We start from the raw sequence: 22,500 nt of genomic DNA, 5'->3' as shown, positions 1-22,500 counted from the left end.
CAAGGTTAAGTCGGGAAGACGGAGCCGCAGCGAAAGCGAGTCTGAATAGGGCGCTTCAGTACGTGGGTGTAGACCCGAAACCGGGTGATCTACCCCTGTCCAGGGTGAAGGTGCGGTAACACGCACTGGAGGCCCGAACCCACGAATGTTGAAAAATTCGGGGATGAGGTGGGGGTAGCGGAGAAATTCCAATCGAACTCGGAAATAGCTGGTTCTCCCCGAAATAGCTTTAGGGCTAGCCTCGGTGTCGAGCATGCTGGAGGTAGAGCACTGATTGGGTGCGGGGCCCGCCAAGGGTTACCAAGTCCAGTCAAACTCCGAATGCCAGTCATGTATAACCGGGAGTCAGACGGTGAGTGCTAAGATCCATCGTCAAGAGGGAAACAGCCCAGATCATCAGCTAAGGTCCCCCAGTGTGTGTTAAGTGGGAAAGGATGTGGAGTTGCCCAGACAACCAGGATGTTGGCTTAGAAGCAGCCACCATTTAAAGAGTGCGTAATAGCTCACTGGTCGAGTGACTCTGCGCCGAAAATGTAACGGGGCTAAACACACCACCGAAGCTATGGCATGTACCAATGGGTACTTGGGTAGGGGAGCGTTGTGTATAGGTTGAAGTCAGACCGCAAGGACTGGTGGACAGTACACAAGTGAGAATGCCGGTATGAGTAACGAAAAGATCAGTGAGAATCTGATCCGCCGTAAGCCTAAGGGTTCCTGAGGAAGGTTCGTCCGCTCAGGGTAAGTCGGGACCTAAGGCGAGGCCGAAAGGCGTAGTCGAAGGACAACAGGTTGATATTCCTGTACCACCGTAAGCCGTTACGAGCAATGGGGTGACGCAGAAGGGTAGTGACGCGGACCGATGGATGTGTCCGTCCAAGCAGTGAGGCTGGTTTGTTGGCAAATCCGCAAACCGTACGGCTGGGCTGTGATGGGGAGGGAAACTTATAGTACCGAAGGTCATGATCTCCGGCTGCCAAGAAAAGCCTCTAGCCAGGCGAAGGTGCCCGTACCGCAAACCGACACAGGTAGGCGAGCAGAGCATGCTAAGGCGCGCGGAGTAACTCTCGTTAAGGAACTCGGCAACATGACCCCGTAACTTCGGGAGAAGGGGTGCCTCGGTAGGGTGAATAGCCCGAGGGGGCCGCAGTGAAAAGGCCCAAGCGACTGTTTAGCAAAAACACAGGTCTGTGCGAAGCCGTAAGGCGAAGTATACGGGCTGACGCCTGCCCGGTGCTGGAAGGTTAAGGGGAGCGGTTAGGGGCAACCCGAAGCTGTGAACCGAAGCCCCAGTAAACGGCGGCCGTAACTATAACGGTCCTAAGGTAGCGAAATTCCTTGTCAGGTAAATTCTGACCCGCACGAATGGCGTAACGACTTGGGCGCTGTCTCAACGAGAGATCCGGTGAAATTTTACTACCTGTGAAGATGCAGGTTACCCGCGACAAGACGGAAAGACCCCATGGAGCTTTACTGCAGCTTGATATTGGACTTTGGTACGATCTGTACAGGATAGGTGGGAGCCTAAGAATCCGGAGCGCCAGCTTCGGGGGAGGCGCCGTTGGGATACCACCCTGATCGTATCGGAGTTCTAACCTGGCACCGTGAAACCGGTGCAGGGACCGTGTCAGGCGGGCAGTTTGACTGGGGCGGTCGCCTCCTAAAATGTAACGGAGGCGCCCAAAGGTTCCCTCAGAATGGTTGGAAATCATTCGCAGCGTGCAAAGGCATAAGGGAGCTTGACTGCGAGACCTACAAGTCGAGCAGGGACGAAAGTCGGGCTTAGTGATCCGGTGGTACCGAATGGAAGGGCCATCGCTCAACGGATAAAAGCTACCCTGGGGATAACAGGCTTATCTCCCCCAAGAGTCCACATCGACGGGGAGGTTTGGCACCTCGATGTCGGCTCATCGCATCCTGGGGCTGAAGTAGGTCCCAAGGGTTGGGCTGTTCGCCCATTAAAGCGGTACGCGAGCTGGGTTCAGAACGTCGTGAGACAGTTCGGTCCCTATCTGTCGTGGGCGCAGGAAATTTGAGAGGAGCTGTCCTTAGTACGAGAGGACCGGGATGGACGTACCGCTGGTGTACCAGTTGTTCCGCCAGGAGCACCGCTGGGTAGCTACGTACGGACGGGATAAGCGCTGAAAGCATCTAAGCGCGAAGCCCCCCTCAAGATGAGATTTCCCAGTATGTAAGACCCCTGGTAGACGACCAGGTTGATAGGCTCGAGGTGGAAGCGCGGCAACGCGTGCAGCTGACGAGTACTAATCGGTCGAGGGCTTATCCTATTCAAGCAAGACACAGCCGGTCAGCACGGCATTTCGTTCGATCCAGTTTTCAGGGCGCAAGCTTTGAGAACGCAAGGCTTACATACGACATATGGGGCCATAGCTCAGCTGGGAGAGCGCCTGCCTTGCAAGCAGGAGGTCAGGAGTTCGATCCTCCTTGGCTCCACCATGCTTTATTTTCCCTGATAGCTCAGTTGGTAGAGCACTCGACTGTTAATCGAGTTGTCACAGGTTCGAGTCCTGTTCGGGGAGCCATAAGGAGAAGTGTCCGAGTGGTCGAAGGAGCACGATTGGAAATCGTGTATACGTTAATCGCGTATCGAGGGTTCGAATCCCTCCTTCTCCGTAGCAACATTTCTTGATTTGGAGAGATACCCAAGTGGCTCAAGGGGACCCTCTGCTAAGGGGTTAGACTGCGTAAGTGGTGCGAGGGTTCGAATCCCTCTCTCTCCGTTCTTTATTCAACTTCATAAGGCCCGTTGGTCAAGGGGTTAAGACACCTCCCTTTCACGGAGGTAACAGGGGTTCGAATCCCCTACGGGTCACCATTACGGAAGCTTAGCTCAGCTGGGAGAGCATCTGCCTTACAAGCAGAGGGTCGGGGGTTCGATCCCCTCAGCTTCCACCATTGAACTACCGCGGGGTGGAGCAGTCCGGTAGCTCGTCGGGCTCATAACCCGAAGGTCACAGGTTCAAATCCTGTCCCCGCAACCAACATGGAGCTGTGGTGTAGAGGCCTAACATGCCTGCCTGTCACGCAGGAGACCGCGGGTTCGAATCCCGTCAGCTCCGCCATTTAGTCTTTGCCGCTGTAGCTCAACTGGTAGAGCAACTGACTTGTAATCAGTAGGTTGGGGGTTCAAGTCCTCTCGGCGGCATGGATATATCCATGGCGATCGTGGCGAAGTGGTTAACGCACCGGATTGTGGTTCCGGCATTCGGGGGTTCAATTCCCCTCGATCGCCCCATTGATTTCCCGATGGGGATTAGCCAAGCGGTAAGGCAACGGACTTTGACTCCGTCATTCCCAGGTTCGAACCCTGGATCCCCAGCCATTAAGAGCCATTAGCTCAGTTGGTAGAGCACCTGACTTTTAATCAGGGTGTCGAAGGTTCGAGTCCTTCATGGCTCACTTTTCAACTTCATATGCGGTTGTGGTGGAATGGCAGACACGCTATCTTGAGGGGGTAGTGGGCTTACGCCCGTGGAGGTTCGAGTCCTCTCAACCGCACCATTCACTTTCGCCCTGCCAGGCGAAACCAAGCTTCACTTTTATACCATGCGGTCATGGCGGAATTGGCAGACGCGCTAGATTCAGGTTCTAGTGTCAGCAATGACGTGGAGGTTCAAGTCCTCTTGACCGCACCATCTGCGGAAGTGGCTCAGCGGTAGAGCATCGCCTTGCCAAGGCGAGGGTCGCGGGTTCGATTCCCGTCTTCCGCTCCATACGTGCCCGTAGCTCAGCTGGATAGAGCATTTGACTACGAATCAAAAGGTCGGGAGTTCGAATCTCTCCGGGCACGCCATTTATACAACGGGATGTAGCTCAGCTTGGTAGAGCACCTGGTTTGGGACCAGGGGGTCGCATGTTCAAATCGTGTCATCCCGACCATTTTTGCGGGTGTAGTTCAATGGTAGAACTTCAGCCTTCCAAGCTGATAGCGTGGGTTCGATTCCCATCACCCGCTCCATGCCTAACTGATAACGGTCTTGCCTAAGGGCAGGGCCTTTTCTAATTGGAACGAAGAGGGATATCGATCGGCTAATGCAAGAAGGCCGTTCAGCAAGGTCGTTATACGACCTTGCTGAACGGCCTCTTTCGTTTAAGGAAATGGAGATGATCGGGTAGCTGCTACAACGACTTCAGGAATTCCACGACCGTGAGCAGCCCTTTGTCGAAATTGTCGAGATTGAAATGCTCGTTCGGGGCATGAAGGTTCTCATCGTCAAGGCCGAAGCCCATGAGCACGACCGGAGCGTCCAGCATGCGGGAGAAGGCGGCCATAATCGGAATCGAGCCGCCGTCTTTGGTGAACAAGGCGCGGGTTCCGTAAACGCGGCCATAAGCATCCGCCGCCTTCTGCAGGATCGGATGGGACGGATCGATGTTGAACGCAAAGGCCTGCTCGATCTGCTTGACGTTGAGACGCGCGCCGGACTGGACGCGATCGCGCAGATGCTTTTCGATGCGATCGAGCGTTTTCTGCGGGTCCTGTTCCCCGACCAGGCGGCAAGTGATTTTGGCATGCGCTTCTTTCGGGATGACCGTCTTCGTGCCTTCGCCCTGGAAGCCTCCGTACACGCCGTTCAGTTCCAGTGTCGGCCGGGCGCCGACGCGCTCGACGAAGGTGTAGCCCTTTTCGCCATAGAGAGCATCCAGACCGAGGCTGTCGCGGATCTTGTCCTCTTCGACTCCTTGCTTGGCGAACTCTTCGCGCATCAGGGGCGACAGCTCCGGGACGCCTTCGTAAAAGCCGTCGACCGCTACGCGGCCATCGGCATCATGCAAGGAAGCAAGCAGCTCGACGAGCGCGTGCAGGGCGTTGGGAACCGCTCCGCCGTACGTGCCGGAGTGGAGGTCCGTATTGGCGGTCTGGACGGATACCTCCATCGAGCAGAGGCCGCGCAAGCCGGTGCAGATCGCCGGGCGTCCGGGCTCGAGCAGCGATGTATCGGAGACGAGCACAGCATCGCAGCTGAGCTTGTCCTTGTGCGTCTCCAGGAACTCAGGCAAATGCGGGCTGCCGATCTCTTCTTCGCCTTCCAGGCATAGCTTGAGGTTGACCGGCAATGTTCCTTCTTCGCGCAGGATCGCCTCGATCGCCTTGATGTGGATGAATACCTGCCCCTTGTCATCGGTCGCGCCGCGGGCGTACAGCTTGCCTTCGCGGATTTGAGGCTCGAACGGAGGCGTTTGCCACAGGTTCAGCGGATCGACGGGCTGTACGTCATAATGGCCGTAGACGAGCACGGTCGGCTTGCCTGGAGCATGGATATAGTCGGCGTAGACCACTGGATGGCCCCCCGTAGGCATGATCTCTACGTTCTCGAGTCCACCGCGCCGGAGCGTATCGGCAAGCCAGGACGCCGCAGTCTGGACATCTTCCGCATGGGCGGAGATGGCGGAGATGCTCGGAATGCGCAGCCATTGCATCAGCTCCTCGAGCTGCGCTTCTCGATGGGAGCTGAAGTAAGTCTTATAAGACATCGGGATGTACCTCCTTGAGTAAGACGGTTTGCCGCAGGCAAATCGGATGGTTCTATTATACCCTTGGCGAAAGGGGATAAGAAGCAGGCAAGGCAACGCGTCAACGTAGGGAAGCTGGAGGGGGAAAAGAGGCTAATCCATTTTCTACCGCTTCCCTCCATTGACGCGGACGGCGGCTCGGGCCTAGAATACAGGTAACGACAAACGAGAGGAGGCGATCGGAAATGATGAAGATGGCGATGAAGGCAGCGGCAACAGCAGTCGGAAACGGTCGGAGCATGATTTTCAGAGGCCTCCACGGACGGGAAAGCAGCAAGGGATAGCGGCATGAAGGCGCGTCGAGGACGAATCGTCCTTGCGCAGCCATGCGGCGCCCTGGGCGCATCCAAAGTCACGGACGGAGTCCGTGGCTTTTTTTGCGCGGTCAAGAGGGAAATGGAACGGCGACATCAGGACCGATAAGGAGAATGAGACATGATACATGATTGGAATCTTCACAGCGGGAATGGAGGGGAGAGCCCTGCCCGCATCCCGGCGTCAGGCGGATTCGCTGCAACCGCTTCAAGAGCGTTCTCCGGATCGCCCCCGCCGCGCTCGCTCGTAGCCGGCGATCCTGGTGCCGCCGGCCTATCCGCATCGGCCGCCCCGGGCCAGGAGCAAAGGCAGCTGCTGCGCATGATTCGCGATCTGCTGCAGAGCCGCTATGGAATGGAGTTCGCAGTCTACAAGGATGAAGATCAGCTGGAGCTCTACTGGAGCCTGCTGGAGCAGGACTTGGCGGAAGATAGCGAACAGCTGCAGGTGCTGGCTCGGGTGTATGAAACGATGGAAAGCCGAAGCATCAAGCGCGAGTCGGCCGAGATACGCATCTATCCGTCGCTCGACAACCACTTGTTCTGCTACCCGGAGTGGAAGGTGGCGCTCGTCCGTCTCCCGATGCCGCGCGTAATCGGACGGTCGCTCGAGCCGTATCTGTTCGCCGAAAGCGACGAATCGCTGCGTCGGTTTCTGGCTCATGCCCGTGAACGGCTTCGCAGCCGGATGACGGGAAAGCTGCTGCTCTGCTGCGACGGAGATGAGGGGACGATCGCTGAGCTGGCTCCTCATCGAATGGAGCGATGGGAGCCGGTGCAGGATTTGCTGAGGATGGAGCTGGAGCGCTCGGTCTCTGCCTTCTTTCAATCGGGGGGAGCATTCTATGAGCAGTTCGGATTGAACTACCGGCGCGGAGTGCTGCTCTACGGCAAGCCGGGCAACGGGAAGACCAGCCTTGTGCGGGCGCTCGCCTCCAAGGCGGGCGTGCCGGCGATGAGCTGGCAGCTGTCGGAGCATACGAGCACCGAGAGCATCCGGGAGATGCTCCGCCGCGCGGAGGAGATGGCTCCGATGCTGCTCATCGTCGAGGACCTGGAAGGATTGCGGCCGGAGCTTCGCTCGGTCTTTTTAGGCGAGCTGGACGGGATGCGGACGAGGGAAGGCATCTATCTGATCGCGACGACGAATTATCCCGATCTGGTGGACCCGGCATTGATCGGAAGGCCGGGCCGGATCGATCGGGCGTACGAAGTCGCCGAGCCGAGCCGCGAATGCCGGGATGAGTTTCTCCGCCGAAAAAGCCGGGGCCTGCTGTTCGGCGCGAAGCAGCTCGAAGAGCTGGCCGACCGGACCAAGGGCTTCTCCTACGCGCAGCTGGAGGAGCTGGTTGCGGCAGCTGCGTTCGACTGGCAGGAAAAGGGGCAAGTGGAGACAGAGCCTCTGCTTCGGGCCATTCGGCAAGAAATGGAGCACGCCAAAGACGGAAGCTGGCTGTCGGCTTCCGGTTCGGGCAAAGTCGGTTTTTTTGCCTAAGCATGGTACAAGGGACATGACATGGCGGCTACTTCGCAGGGCCGATCGGGTAGCGGGCTCTCATCGCCGCAGCCAGCTCGCGGATCTCTTCGGGCCGGGGCAGCCGGCTCTCCGGCAAGTGCGCTTCCTGCTCCGCGCGCAGGCCGAGCGCGGCGCTTGCGGCTCCTTCGGCGAACAAGCGCGGCGCATCCGGCCATAGATCGGCCAGCTCCTCCAGGCTCCCCATGACCGAAGCATCCACGAGCGGGTAGCTCGTGGCGTCCGGTCCAGGGCCAGCAGCGGCGTCATAGAACTGGCGGACGAGGCGGCCGCGCTCCTCGCCGGAGCCGCCGGCGTTGACGAACGCCTGGATGATGTAGGCTTTGGACAGCCGGCGCTGGGCGATGCCGCAGAACTTGCGTCCGCCGACGCTGAGGTCGTAGTCGCCCGGACAATAAGCTCCGGCGATCTCGCCTTTGTCCACTCGCACGCCGGTGTCGGCAAGGGCGGAGGCGATCAGCTCGTACATGAGCTGAAAATCGTCCTCGAAACGGGCGGACGCTTTTCCCTGCAAGGGCAGGATGAGCGAGACGTTGACGACGCCGGGGTCGAGCGGCACGGCGGCGCCGCCGGAGTTGCGTACGGCGACCGAGAGGCCGAGCCGCTCCAGCTCGCGGGAAGCGCGCGCGGCCTCCGGCAGGCGGCTGTCGCGCGGTCCCATCACGAAGCCGGAAGGATGCCGCCACAGGTGAAGGACGGGCACGCCGTCCGCTCCGGCGCGCCGGCAGAGCAGCTCGTCCAGCGCGAACGAGTAGAGGACGTCCGGCTCGGACCAGTCGTCCATGCGGTCGAGCAGGAGCAGGCCGGGGAAGCGGTTATGGATCATGAGCGAAAACGTTCCTTCCTATGCAGAGCGTAAGAATCGAATGATTTCTAAACTGTATCATATCACGGATTGGAGTTCACCCAGGTCGAGACAACGACAAGGGAACTAGCCAAAGGAGGAATGAATATGGAAAGACTCATTCAAACCGACGAAGTGAAGCTGCAAACGGAATCATTCGGCGATCCTGCGAATGCGGCGCTGCTCCTCATCATGGGCTCGCAAGCCTCGATGGTATGGTGGGAACGGGAATTCTGCGAGCGGCTGGCGGCAGGAGGGCGGTTCGTCATCCGCTATGACAACCGGGATACGGGGAGGTCGTCGAGCTGGCCGCTTGGAACGGCGGGCTACTCTCTAACGGATATGGCGGATGATGCGATGCGGGTCCTTGATGCTTACGGCATCGAGAAAGCTCATCTGGCAGGCATGTCGCTGGGCGGGTATCTGAGTCAGTTGGCGGCTCTCCGGCATCCGGAGAGGGTGCTTTCCTTGACGCTGCTGGCGAGCTCGAATTACGCGGATGGCCTTCCCCCCATGGAAGAAAAGGTAATCGAGTTCTTTACCCGCTCCGCTTCCCTGGATCTGTCGGATGCTCGGGCAGCGGAGCATTTCGGCGTCGAGAAATGGAGGCTGATCGTCGGGAGCCAAAGGAAATTCGACGAGTCCCGGATTCGCGAGCTCGTCCGGGAGGAGATCCGTCATGCCGAATCTCTCGCGAGCATGGGCAATCATATGCTGCTGGGCGGGGGCGAGGAGGATGCAGCGCGCACCGAAGACATCAAGCAGCCTGCCTTGATCGTTCACGGAACGGAGGATCCCGTCCTTCCGTACGCGCATGGGCTGGCGCTCCAGCAGGGGCTCTCCAAGGCCAGGCTGCTGCCGCTCGAAGGCGCAGGGCATGAAATCCATCCGGATGATTGGCCGGCAATCATCGAGGCGATGCTGGAGCTGACGGGCTCCCGCTGAGCGGCAGCTGCGGACGGGAATCGAGATGCCGGTCGGATCGCCCCCCTTGTCGAGGGGAGTCCCGCCGCCGCATCGACAAAAAAGCTTCTCCAGGAGAATTCCTCCCGGAGAAGCTTTTTTCAGCAGGAGCAGCCTAGCACCGGCTTGCGCGCGGCCAGCGTCTCGTCGAGCCTCCGCATGACGGTCGTATACGGGGCGTTGATAACGAGCTCCGGCGTCTCGCGCGCCTCGCGGGCGATGCGCAGCATGGCGTCGATGAAGCCGTCGAGCGTCTCTTTGCTCTCCGTCTCGGTCGGCTCGATCATGATGCACTCCTCCACGTTGAGCGGGAAGTAGATCGTCGGCGGATGGTAGCCGAAGTCGAGCAGCCGCTTGGCGACGTCGAGCGTGCGCACGCCGTATGCCTTGAGTCCTCGTCCCGACAGGACGAACTCATGCTTGCAGACGCCGGGATACGGGATTTCGTACCCCTCCGCGAGGCGAGCCATCATGTAGTTGGCGTTCAGCACCGCGCATTCGCTCACCTGCCTCAGCCCTTCCGGGCCATAGGAGCGGATGTACGTGTAGGCGCGGACGAGGATGCCGAAGTTGCCGTAATACGACTTGACCCGGCCGATCGACTGCGGGCGGTCGAAGTCGAAGAAATAGCGGCCGTCCTCGCGCTTGGCGACGACCGGCTTCGGCAGGAACGGAACGAGATGCGCCTTGACGCCGACCGGCCCCGCTCCCGGGCCCCCGCCGCCGTGGGGCGTGCTCATCGTCTTGTGCAGGTTGAGATGCACGACGTCGAAGCCCATGTCGCCGGGACGGGCGATGCCCATGATGGCGTTGGAGTTGGCGCCGTCGTAGTAGAGCAGGCCGCCGGCTTCATGCACGATGGCGGCGATCTCGACGATCTGCGCCTCGAACAGCCCGAGCGTGCTCGGGTTCGTCAGCATGAGCGCGGCCGTGTCCGGGCCGACGGCGGCGCGCAGCGCGTCCAGATCGACGAGGCCGTCCGCGCCCGACTTGATCGTCACCGTCTCCAGTCCCGCGGTCGTGGCGCTGGCGGGGTTCGTGCCGTGGGAGGAATCCGGGACGATGACCTTGGAGCGCGACTCGCCCCGGCTCTCGTGATAGGCGCGGATCATCATGAGGCCGGTCCATTCGCCATGGGCGCCGGCGGCGGGCTGCAGCGTGACGAAGTCCATGCCGGTCAGCGCAGCGAGATCGTCCTGGAGCGTATGGAGCAGTTCGAGCGCCCCCTGGATGCTCTCCTCCGGCTGATACGGGTGGATGCGTGCGAAGCCGGGCAGCTTGGCCGCGTCCTCGTTGATCTTCGGATTGTACTTCATCGTGCAGGAGCCGAGCGGATAGAAGCCGTTGTCCACGCCGAAATTGCGCCGGGAAAGCTCGGTGTAATGGCGGACGACGTCGACCTCGTACACCTCCGGCAGCGAAGCGTCGCGCTGGCGGAGCCGGCCGCCCGGCAGCAGCTCGGCCAGCTCCTCGTCCTCCGGCACGTCGCAAGGCGGCAGCGAGAAAGCCTCGCGTCCCTCGCGGCTCATCTCGAAGATGAGCGCTTTTTCGGGCTTCACGTCAGCGGAGCCGGCGAGCCGCAGCTCGGCCAGCCGTTCGGGGGTCGGGTTCAGGTGGCTCATGCGAGCGCCTCCTTTCGGGTCATCCGGTCCAGCGCGGCGGCGAACGCGTCGATCTCCTCGCGCGTCCGCTTCTCAGTGACGGCGACGAGCATATGCCCCGCCAGCTCCGGATACGACCGGCCGAGATCATAGCCTCCGAGGAAGCCTTCCTCCAGCAGCGCGAGATCGAGCCGGCTCAGGTCGGTTCCTTCGGGAAGCTTCACGACGAATTCGTTGAAGGTAGGCGTATCGTGGAAAGGGAGAGAAAACCCTTCCAGCCCCTCCAGCGCTCGGGCTGCGTACCGCGCCTTGCGCAGGTTCAGCTCCGCCGTCCTGCGGAAGCCGGTCTTGCCCATGACGCTCAGGTAGATGCTGGCGCACAGCGCGAGCAGCGCTTGGTTGGAGCAGATGTTGCTCGTCGCTTTCTCGCGGCGGATATGCTGCTCCCGCGCCTGCAGCGTCAAGACGAACCCGCGCTTGCCGTCCCGATCTACGGTCTGGCCGACGATGCGCCCCGGCATCTGGCGCATGAGCGGTTCGGCGACGGCGAAGTAGCCGCACGTCGGGCCGCCGAGCGAGCTCGGGATGCCGAGCGGCTGCGCGTCGCCGACGACGATGTCCGCGCCGAGCGCGCCCGGCGCCTCCAGCAGGCCCAGCGAGAGCGGATTGGCGCTGACGACGAACAGCGCGCCTGCCCCATGGGCGAGCGAGACGAGCGCGGCGAGATCCTCGACCGTGCCGAGGAAGCTCGGCGACTGCACGAGCACGGCCGCGGTCGAATCGTCGACGGCAGCGGCGAGCGCCTCGGCATCGGTCAGGCCGTCCCGCAGTCCGACCTCGACGATGTCGAGCCCGATGCCGCGGGCGGTCGTGCGCAGAATCTCGCGCGCTTCGGGATGCACGGCCCGCGAGACGACGACGCGCTTGCGGCGGGTGTGGGCGGAGGCGAGCGCGGCTGCCTCGGCCAGCGCGGTCGCGCCGTCGTACATGCTGGCGTTGGCGACGGCCATGCCGGTCAGCTCGCAGATATACGACTGGAACTCGAAGATCGCCTGCAGCTCGCCTTGGCTGATCTCCGGCTGGTAGGGCGTATAGGCGGTGTAGAATTCGGAGCGTCCGGCCAGATGTGGAAGCACGGCCGGGATATGGTGGTCGTACAGCCCGGCGCCGAGGAAGCTTGCGTTCGTGTCGGCATCGGCATTGCGACCGGCGAGCTGCTTGAGATGGCGCATCAGCGACCATTCGTCGAGCGCGCCGGACATCGGCAGCGTTCCGGCGTAGCGGATGGGGGCGGGGATGTCTCGGAACAAGTCCTCGACCGACGCGACGCCGATCGTCTCCAGCATCTCGTTCTGATCCTGCTCGGTCATCGGGATGTAGCGGTGCGGACGGGTCATCGTGAGCTCACTCCTTGTCGGTTCGGGCCGGCGGCGCGGTTCTTCGGTAAAACGGGGCGGGTACGACGGCGGCCTTCAGCCGCTTGCCGCGGATCTCGACCTCGAGCTCGGTGCCGATCGCAGCGTATTCGGCCTGGATCAGCGCCAGCCCGAGGCTGCGCTTCAGCGTCGGAGACTGCGTGCCGGAGGTGATCTCTCCGATGCGCGTCTCGCCGCTGTACACGGGATAATGAGAGCGCGGAACGCCGCGCTCCAGCAGCTCGATGCCGACGAGGCGGCGTGGAGCGCCGGCAGCTTTTTGCGCCAGCAGCGCGTCGCGGCCGATGAACGGCTCTCCGTCCAGCTTGACGAATGGGCTGAGCCCGGCTTCGAGCGGCGTGATGTCGGCCGACAGCTCCTGGCCGTACAGCGCGAGCTTGGCTTCGAGCCGCAGCGTGTCGCGAGCGCCGAGCCCGGCCGGCTCCAGGCCGAGCGGCGCTCCGGCCGCCAGCAGACCGCGCCATAGGCGTGGGGCATCGCCGGAGTCGGCATACAGCTCGAAGCCGTCCTCTCCGGTATAGCCGGTGCGCGAGAGCAGCGTCTTGACGCCGCACACCTCCGCTTCCCGCAGGAAGCGGAACGGCTTCAATCCGGCGAACGGAGCGTCGGTGCAGCGGGCGAGGATTTCAGCGGCGAGCGGTCCTTGCAGGGCGATCAGGGAGGTGGCGTCCGAACGGTCCTCGACCGTCACGTCGCCGATCAGATGCTCGAGCAGCCAGTCGAGATCCTTCTCGATGTTGGAGGCATTGACGACGAGCAGATACTGATCCTCGGAGATGCGGTAGACGAGCAGGTCGTCGACGACGCCTCCGTTCGGGTAGCAGAGGAGCGTGTACTGAGCCTCCCCGTCCTGCAGCCGGCGGATGTCGTTGGTCGTGACCGTCTGCAGGAAGTCGGCGGCGAACTGGCCGGTGACGAGGAATTCGCCCATATGGGACACGTCGAACAGGCCGGCCCGCTGGCGGACGGCCTCATGTTCCCGGATGATGCCGCTGAACTGCACCGGCAGCTCCCAGCCCCCGAAGTCGATGCAGCGCGGCTCGCCGGTCTCGGCATAGACAGGGCGGAGCGGAGTCGTGCGCAGGTTGGCCATCGGATGTTCCTCCTCGCGATTGAAGTCGTGCGGCGGATCCTTCGTACGGCAAAAAAGGACAGGGCGGAAAACGCGGCCTGACTGTCCGAAGACATGCCTGCCGACTCGTTTTCCGCTCTGTCCTTTGTACCTGAGAGTTGCCCCGACGCCAGCGCAGCCGAATCGCTTCGGCATGCCAGGCGGCAAGTTTCCCCTTTGGTGACGGTCGCCCGCCGGCCATTGCCGGCCGCGAAGAAGGCGCTCGTTCTCTCCAGAGCCGCGTCCCGCAGAGGTCCTTTTGCCTGAGAGATTCCCTCGCGCTAGGTCAAGGTTACTCCTTCGGCGCCGCCTTGCACTGCCGGCGATCTCTCCCGCTGCGTTCATCCGCTATTTACGATCCTTTCCAGTTTGCCGGATGGGACAACTCGGTGTCAATAACCATCCGCTCATTTCTTGGTTGAGATTGACAGGCTTCCTGCCCATCGTTTACGCTATGCCGCATAACGGCCCCTTGAGGCCGAGGAGAAGGGATGAGCGTCCAGTGAGTGAGATTCGTCAGGGCTTGGGCTACACGGAGGAGCATGAATGGGCACTTGCAGCGGGAGAGCATGCCGTTCGGATCGGCATTACCGACCATGCGCAGCATCAGCTCGGCGATATCGTCTTTGTCGAGCTGCCCCGTCCGGGCGATCGCGTGGAGGCGGGGCAGCCTCTCGGCACGATCGAGTCGGTCAAGACGGTATCGGATCTGTACGCGCCGGTCGGCGGCATCGTGGCCAAGGTCAACGAAGCGCTTGCGGATTCGCCTGAGCTCGTCAACTCGGAGCCTTACGACGGCGGCTGGATGCTCGAGATCGAGACGGACGCCGACGCGTCCGAGCTCGTAACGGCCCTTCTGGATGCCGCTGCCTACTCCGAACGCATCGATTGAAGAGGCGCCGACGGAACATGAAGCAGGGAGGGGGATGCCCCTCCCTGCTTTTCCATTTCTTTTTTCCGGTAGAGAACGGATTTAATGAAATCAATAATTGCCCTGGCCAGATCGATATGGTTAGATGAAAGGGACCTTCCGGTCTCCGATGCGGCTGGACGGATCAGACTAGATAAAGGCTGAAAAAGCCTAGGAGGGGACCACTGTGGAACAAACGCTGTCGGCCGCCGCTTCCCCGCAGGAAGAAGCGCCGCAATTCAAAGTCGTGCCGATCATGGCCGCGCTGCTTATCAGCGGCTTCATCGGCATGTTCAGCGAGACCGCGCTGAACATCGCCATCACCGAGCTGATGGCCCTATTCAACGTGGAGCCGGCGACCATTCAATGGCTGACGACCGGCTTCCTGCTCGTGCTCGCGATTCTCGTTCCGGTCTCGGGACTGCTGCTCCAATGGTTCACGACGCGCCAGCTGTTCATCGCGTCGCTTTCGTTTTCCATCGTCGGCACGCTGCTCGCCGCGCTGGCGCCGGGCTTCGAGGTGCTGCTCGTCGCCCGCCTGATCCAGGCGGTCGGCACGGGCTTGCTGCTGCCGCTCATGTTCAACACGGTGCTCGTCATCATTCCGCCGCACCGCCGCGGGACCGCGATGGGCATCATGGGCCTCGTCATCATGTTCGCGCCAGCCGTCGGACCGGCGATCGCCGGCCTGTTCCTGGAGTACGCCTCCTGGCGGACGATTTTCTGGACGGCGTTGCCGCTGCTCGTATTCGCGCTGATCTTCGGCGTCGTCTTCATGCGCAACGTGTCCGAGCTGACCCGTCCGCGCATCGACGTGCTTTCCATCGTGCTCTCGAGCATCGGCTTCGGCGGCATCGTCTACGGCTTCAGCAGCGCCGGCGAAGGCGACCATGGCTGGAGCAGCCCCAAGGTCATCATCGGCATCGCGCTCGGCGCGGCCGGCCTGCTGCTGTTCATCCTCCGCCAGCTGCGCATGAAGCAGCCGATGATGAATCTGCGCGCGTTCCGCTATCCGATGTTCACGATGGGGACGCTGATCATTTTCGTCTCGATGATGATCATCCTCTCCACCGTGATGCTGCTGCCGATCTATTTGCAGACGGGCATGGGGCTGCTGCCGCTCGCCGCCGGCCTGCTGATGCTGCCGGGTGGGCTCGTCAACGGCCTGATGTCGCCCATCATGGGCCGCTTGTTCGACAAATACGGGCCACGCTGGCTCGTCATCCCGGGCCTGGTGCTCGTCATCGTCATCCTGTGGCTCATGACGGGCATCGAGCCGACGACGTCCAAGGGCGAGATCATCGTCCTGCACTCGCTGCTGTTCATCGGCATCTCGATGATTATGATGCCCGCCCAGACGAATGGCCTCAACCAGCTGCCGCGCGAGCTGTATCCCGACGGCACCGCGATCATGAACACGCTCCAGCAGGTGGCGGGAGCGATCGGGACCGCGCTGGCGATCAGCATCCTGAGCGCAGGCCAAAAAGCGTACTATGCCGACAACGGCATCGCGCCGGCGGACTATCTCGGCAAGCTGCCGCAAGCGATGACGCAAGGCGTGCAGGGCGCGTTTTGGATGACGATCGCGTTCGCCGCGCTCGGACTCGTGCTTTCCTTCTTCATCAAGCGGGTCAAGGTCAGCGATCCGGAAGGCGGCCTTCAAGGTCCGATGCACTGACGTCGGCTTGCTCCGCCGCATGCCAGCCCGTATCCTAAGGATGCGGGCTTTTTTAGTTCAGGCCCCGCGCAGCCGCTTCGCCGTTTGACAATCGAGTCAAAATCGGTTATTTATTAATCAATAAATAAAAGGAGAGAAGCATGGCATCAGCAAAAGGAGAAACGGGAGACCGACGGCAGCAGATTCTGGACGCGGCGGCAGCTTTATTCGCGGAGCAGGGCTATTACAAGACGACGACGGCGGATGTCGCCCGCGCGGTCGGCGTGACGCAGCCTTATGTATTCCATTTTTTCAAGTCCAAAGAAGCGCTCTATCTAGCTGTCCTCGAGCGCGCGGCGGATCGGATCAAGTCGGCCTTCGCCGAGGTGGAAGCCCCTGCGGAGGAGCTTGAAGCCGCGATGGGCGGGGCATTCTATCGCCTGCTCGCCAGCGGCTGCCGCAACGAGGTGCTCCTGTGCATGACGGCCCACTCGATCTCGGATCCGCCCATTCGTCGCTTCGTGAGCGAGGAGTTCGCCCGCATCCATGAGCGCATCGAAGGACGGTTCCGCCTAGCCGGCTTGCCGGATCCGGAGTTCAAGACGATCTCCTTCCTCGGCATGGGCCTGGTGACCGCGCTCGCGGAGCTGCTGGGCTTGCAGGACAGGATGCTCGCATGCATGAGGCCGCTGCTTTCGGAAGAAGGCTGAGCCTCAGCCGCAGCAATGCGGCTTTTCTTTCGCCCATCTACTTATTTATTAATAAATAAAGAAGGAACTCGGCTCCCGCGGCGTGACGACGATCCAATACTGGCGAACCTATGAGCAGCTGGAGCGATATGCGCGTCATGGCCAGCATCTGGAGGCATGGCAGAGGTTCAATCGGGCTGTCGGAACCGAGGGGGCGGTCGGCGTATTCCATGAGACTTATCTGGTCGAGCCGGGACGATCCGAAAGCATCTACGTCAACATGCCGCGCGTGTATCTAGCCAAAGCCGGCAGCCATGAGCCTGTCGGCAGGGGGAGCCATCGTTCCCGGGAGCGTCTTGGCGCCGATAGGGCTCCCAACTAGAGAATATTCCCCCTCCTGCAGTGTGATCGCCTCCCTTCCGCACGGCTCTGCCGCCTGACATAGTAGAAGGGAGTCTACATGCAGAGAGGATGAGGATGATGACCCGAATCGTACGGCCTGCTATAGGAAAAAAGAGCTTGAAAGGCTTCCTGCTGCTCTCGCTTGTCGCGACGCTGCCTGCCCCCATCGCAGCCCCCGCCGTCCATGCCGCGAACGAGATTCGGACGGCGCCCTCGGCGCTGACCGCGGCCCCGGCTCCGCTGCGCGTCGTCTCCTGCGCGACGGCTTCTTGCCTGAGCCGAGCGCTCAAGGACGTCCAGCCTGGCGATCGCATCGAACTGGCTCCAGGCACGTACACAGGCTCTTTTTCCAGTGCCGTCTCCGGCACGGCGGAGCGGCCGATCGAGCTGACGAGCGCCGACCCTGCGAGGCAGGCGGTGCTGTCCGGCTATTCCGCCTCTTCGGGCTATGCGTTCAACCTCAAGGGAGGCAGCCGCTGGATCATCCGTTCGCTCAAGTTCACCAACGCCCAGAAGGGCATCATCCTCGACCGTTCCGACGATAGCGTCCTCTCCGACGTAGAAGTGTACGGCACCGGCTACGAGGCAGTCCATTTCCGCGACGGCAGCAAGCGCGGCCGCATCGAGAGCTCCTGGATCCACGATACCGGCCTGAGCGGCCCGGGCTACGGGGAGGGCGTCTATGTCGGATCGGCCGAAGGGGCCAGTTATGACCAGAACGTGCACGACACGGTTATCTCCGGCGTCCGCTTCGGCCCGAATATCCGCGCGGAGCACGTCGACATCAAGGAGAGGACGTTGCGCACCATCGTGGAGAACTGCATCTTCGACGGCACGGGCATCAGCGGGGCCAATTATGCGGACAGCTTCATCGACGTCAAGGGCAATGATGCCGTCATCCGGGGGAATACCGCCTATCGCAACGGCAACGCCGCGATCGCCGACGCCTTCCAGCTCCACAGCATCGTGGCCGGCTGGGGCGTGAACAACCGCTTCGCCGGCAATACGGCTTATCTGGACGGCTCGGCCGGATATGTCGTCAACGCGACCCGCGATACGCAGGCCTTCGCCTCCGGCAATGTGCGGTATCCGGCCGGCAATCTGTATGCGGGCAACGTGACCTCCGGGTAACAAACGGCTATAGCCAAACTGGCAGCGATCCGGGCATTGACGGAAGCCGCGAGGCGGTGATACATTGGCAAAGCGAGCTGCTGCTGCAAGTCGGCGGGGCTTAGCGAAACCCATTCCGAGGAGGATTACGATGCTAACGACGACCGATCGCCATCAGCCCGTTGAACTTGGCTTGAAGCGTAATCCTGCGGCACAATGAGGATCCTCCGATCATCCTTGCGCGCGGTTACGTTCCTGTGACCGTGCGCTTCCATTAAGTCCGGCCGCCGTGTTCCGCATCGTTCGTCCCCCCGGACGGAGGCGGACCCGCGGCCGCCGGGCTCAAGGCGCATCGCTTACGGGCGATGCGTCTTTTTTTCGGCATGGATGACCCGAATCGACAAAACGATGAAACCGGCGGCCCTCTTCCGAGGCGGCCGCCCGAAAGACGAGGTGGGATTTTGTTCAGCGTCATAGGCAAGCTGGGCTGGTTTTTCCGGCTCGAATGGAAACGGTATACGATCGCAATCACGCTGCTGGTGCTGGTCGGCCTGGTCGAGGTGCTTCCCCCGAAGCTTCTCGGCTACACGGTCGACGGCATCAGCCAAGGCACGCTCTCGAACGACAGGTTTTTCCTGATCGTCGCGGGCTGGATCGCGATCACGGTGACGAGCTACTTCGTCACCTACATCTGGATGTCCCGCCTGTTCGGCGGGGCGAACGTGCTGGAGCGGCTGCTGCGGGGCAAGCTGATGGGACACTTCCTCAAGATGACTCCGACGTTCTACGAACGCAACCGCACCGGGGACCTGATGGCTCGCTCTACGAACGATCTGTGGGCGGTCTCGGTGACGGCGGGCTTCGGCATCCTGACGCTGATCGACTCGACGGCGTTCATGCTGACGATCCTCTTCATGATGGCGGTGCTCATCAGCTGGAAGCTGACGCTGGCGGCGCTGCTGCCTTTGCCGATCATCGCGATCGTCATGGGCATTTTCGGGAAGCTGATCCACGAGCGCTTCATGAAAGCTCAGGACGCGTTCGGCGAGCTGAACGACGAGGTGCTGGAGTCCGTGTCCGGCGTGCGCGTCGTCCGCGCCTACGTGCAGGAAGCGGCGGACCGCGAGCGGTTCCACGCCAAGACGAGCGAGGTGCTATCGCGCAACATCGCGGTCGCCAAGATCGATGCTTTGTTCGAGCCCGTCAACAAGATTCTCGTCGGCCTCAGCTACATCATCGGCCTGGTTTACGGCGGCGTGCTCGTGTTTCAAGGCGAGATCACGCTCGGCGATTTGATTTCGTTCAACATTTTCCTCGGCATGCTGATTTGGCCGATGTTCGCCATCGGCGAGCTCATCAACATGCTTCAGCGAGGCAACGCTTCCCTCGACCGGGTCGAGGAGACGCTCGGGGCCAGGGCGGACGTGCAGGACGAAGGCGAGCTGTCGGAGCTGGAGGCGCCGGGAGCGATCGTGCTGAACGACTATACGTTCCGCTACCCGTCCTCGCCGGAAGACAACCTGAGCGGCATCAGCTTTTCGCTGCCGCAGGGAGCGACGCTCGGCATCGTCGGACGTACGGGCAGCGGCAAGACGACGCTGCTCAAGCAGCTGATCCGCGAGTACCCGGTCGGCAGCGGTGAGCTGACGATCGGCGGCGTGGCGATCGACAGGCTGCCGCTTGACCGCTTGCACGGCTGGTTCGGCTACGTGCCTCAGCAGCCGGTCCTGTTCTCCCGCTCGATCCGCGAGAACATTCTGTTCGGCAGCGAGCATGCGACCGGGGAAGACCTGGAGCGCGCGCTCGTCCGGGCGTCGTTCGCCAAGGACATCCTGTTCCTGCCGGAAGGGCTGGAGACGCTTGTCGGGGAAAAAGGCGTCGCTCTATCCGGCGGACAGAAGCAGCGGGTGAGCATCGCCCGGGCGCTCATCGCCGATCCGGAGATTCTGCTGCTCGACGACGCGCTGTCGGCGGTCGACGCCAAGACCGAGGCGGAGATCATCGAAGGCATCCGTACGGAGCGAGCGGGCAAGACGACGATCATCACGACGCATCGCCTGTCGGCCGTGCAGCACGCGGAGCTCATTCTCGTCCTTGACGACGGACGCATCGTGCAGCGCGGCACGCACGAGGAGCTGCTGCAGCAAGGCGGCTGGTATCGGGAGCAGTATGACCGCCAGCAGTTGGAGGCGTATGTGGAGTCCTGACCGGCGGACGGCCGATCAGGCCAGGAAAGGCAATTCAGTTCGAAGCAAAGAAGGTGATCGAGCGTGACGGAAACGACGACAGCGAGTCCCGGAACGGGGAAGCGGCTGCTCCGATATGCATTATTCTATAAGAAACCTATCTTGATCGCTCTCGTCCTGCTGGCGCTGGCGGTGTGCGCCGAGATGGTCGGCCCGCTGCTGGCGAAGCGGATGATCGACAACAACATCCTCGGCATCGAGCGCACCTGGGTCGAGGTCGAGCCAGGGACAAAGGATTCCGTCGAGTACGGCGGCACTTCCTACAAGCGGATCGACCGGCTGGAGCCGGGAGAAGGCGGGGCAGGCCGCCTGTCCATCGTGCAGGAGGGGATGAGCTTCTACCCTTATCCGGCTGCCTTGCCGGAAGGCAGCGACGCCGCAGTCGCGGACGGCGTGCTGACCGTCAAGGCAGGCGCGGGCTCCATCGAAATGCCGGTCGAGGCGATGAGCCGGGAGCAGGTGTACGCCTTCTACAAGCCGGAGATCCGTCCGCTGCTCCAGCTGGCCGCCGCCTACTTCGGCCTTCTCGTCGTCGCGGCGTTCTTCACCTACGGGCAGAAGCTCATGCTGCAGACGACGGCCAACCGGATCGTGCAGCGCATGCGCGAGGACGTGTTCGCCCATACACAGCGCTTGCCGGTGAATTATTTCGACAACCTGCCGGCAGGCAAGGTCGTCTCCCGGATCACCAACGACACCGAAGCGGTGCGCGAGCTTTTCGTCGCGGTGCTGGCGAACTTCTTCAGCGGCATCATCTATATGGCGGCGATTCTCGGAGCGCTGTTCGTCCTCAGTCCGACGATGGCTCTGTTCGCCTTGCCGATGATTCCCATTCTAATCTTGTGGATCTACTTCTACCGGCGCGTGGCGGGGCGGTACAACAGCATCATCCGCGCCAAGCTGAGCGACATCAACGCGATGATCAACGAATCGATTCAAGGGATGAGCATCATCCGCGCGTTCCGCCGCCAGCGCAAGACGGCCGAGGAGTTCCAAGAGATGAACGACGAGTTCTTCTCCTATAAAATCAAGCTGCTGAAAGTGGATGCGTGGACCTCGCACAACCTCGTCAACGTCATCCGCAACATCGTCTTCCTGATCGCGCTCTGGATGTTCTGGGGAGATGATCTCGGCAAGCTGGTCACCGTCGGCGTCATGTACGCCTTCATCGATTATATGAACCGCATGTTCCAGCCCATCGTCGGCATCGTCAACCAGCTGACGAATCTGGAGACGGCGCGGGTTTCCGCCGGACGCGTCTTCGAGCTGCTCGACGAGCCAGGAGTCGACGTCGACGAGGGCAAGATGCCGCGCTACAAGGGCGAGGTGGCGTTCGACGGCGTCACGTTCGCCTACAAGAACGATGACTACGTGCTCAAGGACATCTCCTTTGCCGCCCGCCAGGGCGAGACGGTCGCTCTGGTCGGCCATACGGGCTCAGGCAAGAGCTCCATCCTGAACCTGCTCTTCCGCTTCTACGATATCGAGCAGGGACGAATTACCGTCGACGGGATCGACGTGCGGGACATTCCGAAGCAGCAGCTGCGCCAGCACATGGGCATCGTGCTGCAGGATCCGTTCCTGTTCACCGGCACGATCGCCTCCAACGTCAGCCTGGGCAATCCGGCCATTTCCCGCGAGAAGGTCGTGCAGGCGCTGAAGGATGTCGGAGCGTACGAGATGTTCATGCGCTTCCCTCAGGGCATCGACGAGCCGGTCATTGAAAAGGGGAGCACGCTGTCCGCAGGACAGCGGCAGCTCATCTCCTTCGCCCGTGCGCTTGCCTACGATCCGGCGATCCTGATTCTGGACGAGGCGACGGCCAGCATCGACACCGAGACGGAGTCGATCATCCAGCGGGCGCTGGATGTGCTGAGCCAGGGACGCACGACGTTCGTCATCGCCCATCGCCTCTCTACGATCCGCGCGGCGGATCAGATTCTCGTGCTCGACCGCGGCGTCATCGTCGAGCGGGGCAATCACGAGCAGCTGATGGATCATGGGGGCAAATACTACGCCATGTATCAGCTCCAGGCCGGCGAAGGTCTGGGCGTCAAGGTGTCGTGATGACGAAAGGCTCCGGCGGGCTGCGCCGGAGCCTTTTCATCTTTTTCATCTTTTTTTGAAAAAAGGGTTGCGCAAATAGGAATG

14 protein-coding genes, 18 tRNA genes, 1 rRNA gene and 1 riboswitch (1 of these 34 running past the window's edge) are annotated in these 22,500 nt (G+C 61.6%); of the genes, 28 read left to right on the top strand and 5 right to left on the bottom strand.

Annotated elements, in window-relative coordinates; all coding sequences use genetic code 11:
• The 19 genes from HGI30_RS19280 to HGI30_RS19190 all read left to right on the top strand — a co-directional run.
• A 23S ribosomal RNA gene (locus tag HGI30_RS19280) occupies positions 1 to 2,285 on the top strand (it extends 645 nt beyond the left edge of the window).
• 93 nt (positions 2,286 to 2,378) lie between these two features.
• Positions 2,379 to 2,454 (top strand) — tRNA-Ala (locus tag HGI30_RS19275).
• 10 nt (positions 2,455 to 2,464) lie between these two features.
• Positions 2,465 to 2,540, top strand: a tRNA-Asn gene (locus HGI30_RS19270).
• Positions 2,541 to 2,543: 3 nt separating this feature from the next.
• Positions 2,544 to 2,631: transfer RNA gene (locus HGI30_RS19265), tRNA-Ser, on the top strand.
• Positions 2,632 to 2,650: 19 nt separating this feature from the next.
• Positions 2,651 to 2,738, top strand: a tRNA-Ser gene (locus HGI30_RS19260).
• A 20-nt stretch (positions 2,739 to 2,758) separates the two neighbouring features.
• Positions 2,759 to 2,833, top strand: a tRNA-Glu gene (locus tag HGI30_RS19255).
• Between the two features lie 4 nt (positions 2,834 to 2,837).
• A tRNA-Val gene (locus tag HGI30_RS19250) sits at positions 2,838 to 2,913 on the top strand.
• Between the two features lie 9 nt (positions 2,914 to 2,922).
• Positions 2,923 to 2,999: transfer RNA gene (locus HGI30_RS19245), tRNA-Met, on the top strand.
• A gap of 4 nt (positions 3,000 to 3,003) precedes the next feature.
• Positions 3,004 to 3,080 (top strand) — tRNA-Asp (locus HGI30_RS19240).
• Between the two features lie 10 nt (positions 3,081 to 3,090).
• Positions 3,091 to 3,163: transfer RNA gene (locus HGI30_RS19235), tRNA-Thr, on the top strand.
• Between the two features lie 14 nt (positions 3,164 to 3,177).
• Positions 3,178 to 3,253 (top strand) — tRNA-His (locus tag HGI30_RS19230).
• A 12-nt stretch (positions 3,254 to 3,265) separates the two neighbouring features.
• Positions 3,266 to 3,340, top strand: a tRNA-Gln gene (locus HGI30_RS19225).
• A gap of 4 nt (positions 3,341 to 3,344) precedes the next feature.
• Positions 3,345 to 3,417 (top strand) — tRNA-Lys (locus HGI30_RS19220).
• A gap of 16 nt (positions 3,418 to 3,433) precedes the next feature.
• A tRNA-Leu gene (locus HGI30_RS19215) sits at positions 3,434 to 3,519 on the top strand.
• Positions 3,520 to 3,566: 47 nt separating this feature from the next.
• A tRNA-Leu gene (locus HGI30_RS19210) sits at positions 3,567 to 3,653 on the top strand.
• 3 nt (positions 3,654 to 3,656) lie between these two features.
• Positions 3,657 to 3,731: transfer RNA gene (locus tag HGI30_RS19205), tRNA-Gly, on the top strand.
• A gap of 3 nt (positions 3,732 to 3,734) precedes the next feature.
• Positions 3,735 to 3,811 (top strand) — tRNA-Arg (locus HGI30_RS19200).
• A 9-nt stretch (positions 3,812 to 3,820) separates the two neighbouring features.
• A tRNA-Pro gene (locus HGI30_RS19195) sits at positions 3,821 to 3,897 on the top strand.
• A 5-nt stretch (positions 3,898 to 3,902) separates the two neighbouring features.
• Positions 3,903 to 3,976, top strand: a tRNA-Gly gene (locus HGI30_RS19190).
• Positions 3,977 to 4,137: 161 nt separating this feature from the next.
• Here the strand turns inward: HGI30_RS19190 and HGI30_RS19185 are convergent.
• The gene (locus HGI30_RS19185; protein WP_168909010.1) at positions 4,138 to 5,493 is read right to left on the bottom strand and encodes a dipeptidase; all 1,356 of its coding nucleotides are present in this window, start codon (positions 5,491 to 5,493) and stop codon (positions 4,138 to 4,140) included.
• Between the two features lie 474 nt (positions 5,494 to 5,967).
• Between HGI30_RS19185 and HGI30_RS19180 the strand changes: the two genes are divergently transcribed.
• Positions 5,968 to 7,341, top strand: coding sequence for an AAA family ATPase (locus HGI30_RS19180; RefSeq protein WP_168909009.1), 1,374 nt, complete (start codon positions 5,968 to 5,970; stop codon positions 7,339 to 7,341).
• Between the two features lie 28 nt (positions 7,342 to 7,369).
• Here the strand turns inward: HGI30_RS19180 and HGI30_RS19175 are convergent, their stop codons facing one another.
• The gene (locus HGI30_RS19175) at positions 7,370 to 8,206 is read right to left on the bottom strand and encodes a lipoate--protein ligase family protein (RefSeq protein ID WP_168909008.1); all 837 of its coding nucleotides are present in this window, start codon (positions 8,204 to 8,206) and stop codon (positions 7,370 to 7,372) included.
• Between the two features lie 126 nt (positions 8,207 to 8,332).
• Between HGI30_RS19175 and HGI30_RS19170 the strand changes: the two genes are divergently transcribed.
• The gene (locus HGI30_RS19170; RefSeq protein ID WP_328805171.1) at positions 8,333 to 9,169 is read left to right on the top strand and encodes an alpha/beta fold hydrolase; all 837 of its coding nucleotides are present in this window, start codon (positions 8,333 to 8,335) and stop codon (positions 9,167 to 9,169) included.
• Between the two features lie 119 nt (positions 9,170 to 9,288).
• Here the strand turns inward: HGI30_RS19170 and gcvPB are convergent, their stop codons facing one another.
• The 3 genes from gcvPB to gcvT are packed head-to-tail and all read right to left on the bottom strand — an operon-like array spanning position 9,289 to position 13,317.
• Complete coding sequence (gcvPB, locus tag HGI30_RS19165) at positions 9,289 to 10,746, bottom strand: aminomethyl-transferring glycine dehydrogenase subunit GcvPB (protein WP_168909983.1); 1,458 nt, start codon at positions 10,744 to 10,746, stop codon at positions 9,289 to 9,291.
• Between the two features lie 59 nt (positions 10,747 to 10,805).
• Positions 10,806 to 12,185, bottom strand: coding sequence for an aminomethyl-transferring glycine dehydrogenase subunit GcvPA (gene gcvPA, locus HGI30_RS19160; protein ID WP_168909006.1), 1,380 nt, complete (start codon positions 12,183 to 12,185; stop codon positions 10,806 to 10,808).
• Positions 12,186 to 12,192: 7 nt separating this feature from the next.
• Positions 12,193 to 13,317, bottom strand: coding sequence for a glycine cleavage system aminomethyltransferase GcvT (gene gcvT, locus HGI30_RS19155; RefSeq protein ID WP_168909005.1), 1,125 nt, complete (start codon positions 13,315 to 13,317; stop codon positions 12,193 to 12,195).
• 259 nt (positions 13,318 to 13,576) lie between these two features.
• Positions 13,577 to 13,680, bottom strand: a riboswitch (glycine riboswitch).
• 157 nt (positions 13,681 to 13,837) lie between these two features.
• Between gcvT and gcvH the strand changes: the two genes are divergently transcribed.
• The 7 genes from gcvH to HGI30_RS19120 all read left to right on the top strand — a co-directional run bounded on the left by gcvH (position 13,838) and on the right by HGI30_RS19120 (position 22,416).
• Complete coding sequence (gene gcvH, locus HGI30_RS19150) at positions 13,838 to 14,227, top strand: glycine cleavage system protein GcvH (protein ID WP_168909004.1); 390 nt, start codon at positions 13,838 to 13,840, stop codon at positions 14,225 to 14,227.
• Between the two features lie 274 nt (positions 14,228 to 14,501).
• Positions 14,502 to 15,923 (top strand): DHA2 family efflux MFS transporter permease subunit, encoded by a 1,422-nt coding sequence (locus tag HGI30_RS19145; RefSeq protein ID WP_168909982.1) that lies wholly within the window; start codon positions 14,502 to 14,504, stop codon positions 15,921 to 15,923.
• Positions 15,924 to 16,063: 140 nt separating this feature from the next.
• Positions 16,064 to 16,612 (top strand): TetR/AcrR family transcriptional regulator, encoded by a 549-nt coding sequence (locus HGI30_RS19140; protein ID WP_168909003.1) that lies wholly within the window; start codon positions 16,064 to 16,066, stop codon positions 16,610 to 16,612.
• Positions 16,613 to 16,694: 82 nt separating this feature from the next.
• On the top strand, positions 16,695 to 16,973 hold the full coding sequence (locus HGI30_RS19135) for a monooxygenase family protein (protein WP_407944995.1): 279 nt from the start codon (positions 16,695 to 16,697) through the stop codon (positions 16,971 to 16,973).
• A 137-nt stretch (positions 16,974 to 17,110) separates the two neighbouring features.
• Complete coding sequence (locus HGI30_RS19130; RefSeq protein ID WP_235680199.1) at positions 17,111 to 18,124, top strand: right-handed parallel beta-helix repeat-containing protein; 1,014 nt, start codon at positions 17,111 to 17,113, stop codon at positions 18,122 to 18,124.
• A 440-nt stretch (positions 18,125 to 18,564) separates the two neighbouring features.
• Positions 18,565 to 20,310 (top strand): ABC transporter ATP-binding protein, encoded by a 1,746-nt coding sequence (locus tag HGI30_RS19125; RefSeq protein WP_168909001.1) that lies wholly within the window; start codon positions 18,565 to 18,567, stop codon positions 20,308 to 20,310.
• A gap of 63 nt (positions 20,311 to 20,373) precedes the next feature.
• Positions 20,374 to 22,416 carry an ABC transporter ATP-binding protein gene (locus HGI30_RS19120; protein WP_235680198.1) on the top strand — a complete coding sequence of 681 codons (2,043 nt, stop codon included), beginning with the start codon at positions 20,374 to 20,376 and terminating at the stop codon, positions 22,414 to 22,416.
• Positions 22,417 to 22,500: the final 84 nt, after the last annotated feature.

The organism is Paenibacillus albicereus (genome assembly GCF_012676905.1).
GTDB classification, from domain to species: domain Bacteria; phylum Bacillota; class Bacilli; order Paenibacillales; family Paenibacillaceae; genus Paenibacillus_O; species Paenibacillus_O albicereus.
The sequence above is the reverse complement of the archived record's forward strand: the minus strand, read 5'-3'. Positions and strand labels throughout refer to the sequence as shown.

Bases quoted from the DNA above. Each gene is read 5' to 3' on its own strand.
- gcvT (WP_168909005.1), bottom strand. From the start codon at position 13,317: ATGGCCAACCTGCGCACGACTCCGCTCCGCCCTGTCTATGCCGAGACC.
- HGI30_RS19175 (WP_168909008.1), bottom strand. From the start codon at position 8,206: ATGATCCATAACCGCTTCCCCGGCCTGCTCCTGCTCGACCGCATGGAC.
- HGI30_RS19185 (WP_168909010.1), bottom strand. From the start codon at position 5,493: ATGTCTTATAAGACTTACTTCAGCTCCCATCGAGAAGCGCAGCTCGAG.
- HGI30_RS19180 (WP_168909009.1), top strand. From the start codon at position 5,968: ATGATACATGATTGGAATCTTCACAGCGGGAATGGAGGGGAGAGCCCT.
- HGI30_RS19170 (WP_328805171.1), top strand. From the start codon at position 8,333: ATGGAAAGACTCATTCAAACCGACGAAGTGAAGCTGCAAACGGAATCA.
- gcvPA (WP_168909006.1), bottom strand. From the start codon at position 12,185: ATGACCCGTCCGCACCGCTACATCCCGATGACCGAGCAGGATCAGAAC.
- HGI30_RS19140 (WP_168909003.1), top strand. From the start codon at position 16,064: ATGGCATCAGCAAAAGGAGAAACGGGAGACCGACGGCAGCAGATTCTG.
- HGI30_RS19145 (WP_168909982.1), top strand. From the start codon at position 14,502: ATGGCCGCGCTGCTTATCAGCGGCTTCATCGGCATGTTCAGCGAGACC.